The sequence below is a fragment of the Streptomyces sp. NPDC014734 genome (genome assembly GCF_043083325.1).
Lineage (GTDB): Bacteria > Actinomycetota > Actinomycetes > Streptomycetales > Streptomycetaceae > Streptomyces.
The window spans coordinates 1-1,454 of record NZ_JBIBYN010000069.1 but is presented as its reverse complement, the minus strand read 5'-3'; the positions used below and the strand labels follow the sequence as shown (position 1 = coordinate 1,454).

Below are 1,454 nucleotides of genomic sequence, written 5' to 3'. Positions count from 1 at the left end.
AACCGCCCAAACCGCTCCACCAACCCCACAACCGTCACCCGGTCAAACAAATCCGTCGCAAACTCAAAACCACCCTCCAAACCCGCCGGAGCACCGTCGTCCCCGTACTGCTCGTGCATGCCCAATTGAAGGTCGAACTTTGCGGCGCCGTCCCCGGTCGGCTCACTCGTGAAGGTCAGTCCAGGGAGCTGGAACTCCGCCTGTTCGTTGTTCTGGAAGGTCAGCATCACCTGGAAGAGGGGGTGACGTGACAGCGATCGCTCGGGGTTGAGAACCTCGACGAGGTGCTCGAAGGGCACGTCCTGGTGCGCGTACGCCGCCAGGTCCGTCTCCCGCACCCTCTCCACCAGCTCGCGGAAGGTGGGGTCGCCGGACAGATCGGTACGCAGCACAAGGGTGTTGATGAAGAAGCCGACCAGGTCGTCCAGCGCCTCGTCCGTACGCCCCGCGATCGGCGAGCCGATCGCGATGTCCGTCCCCGCGCCCATCCGCGACAACAGCGTCGCGAACGCCGCACGCACCACCATGAACACACTCGCACCCGACTCCCTCGCCAAGGCGACGAGACCCGCGTGAACCTCCGCCCCCACCTCGAAGACCAGTCGGTCGCCACGGTGCGAGGCCGCTGCCGGGCGGGGGCGGTCGGTGGGCAACTCCAACTGCTCAGGCAGGTCGGCCAGTTGTGTCGTCCAGTACGCGAGCTGCCGGCCGAGTACGCTCTCGGGGTCGTTCTCGTCGCCCAACAGCTCACGCTGCCACAGTGCGTAGTCCGCATACTGCACCGGCAGCGGCTGCCACTCCGGTGCGTGCCCAGCGGCCCGCGCCTCGTACGCCTCCGCCACATCCCGCCCCAACGGCGCCATCGACCAACCGTCACCGGCGACGTGGTGCAGCACCACCACAAGGACGTGCTGGTCCTCGCCCAACGCGAAGAGCCGCACTCGGAAGGGGATCTCGGCGCTCAGGTCGAAGCCCTGGTTCGCCACTGCCGCGACGGCCGTGCGGAGCTCCGCTTCGGCAATCTCCGCAACTGGCAGGGGCAGGCTGACCTCCTCGGGGGCCAGGATCTTCTGACACGGAGTGCCTTCCGCACTCTCCAGGAGGAGCGTCCGCAGGCTCTCGTGCCGTGCGACGACGTCCTGGAGCGCGAGTCCGAGCGCCTCCCTGTTCAGCTCGCCGGAGAGGCGCAGCGCGATGGGCACGTTGTACGTGGCCGACGCCGGTCCCTGGATACGGTTCAGGAGCCAGAGCCCGCGCTGGGCGGGAGACAGGGGGATCTCCGCGGGGCGCGGCCGAGGTGTCAGCGCGGCCCGTGCGGTGTTCGCCTGCTCAACCCGGTCGGCCAGCCGGAGCACGGTCGGTCCTTCGAAGAGGGCGCGCAGCGGCAGTTCGGCGTTCAGGACGGTGCGGATGCGGCTGATGACGCGGGTGGCGAGCAGGGAGTGTCCGCCCAG

General features: G+C 68.6%; 1 protein-coding gene. It reads right to left on the bottom strand.

The window, feature by feature from the left end; genetic code table 11:
• Positions 1–1,454: condensation domain-containing protein (locus ACF1CT_RS37370; protein ID WP_391788494.1), on the bottom strand; the 1,454-nt coding region annotated here is incomplete at both ends.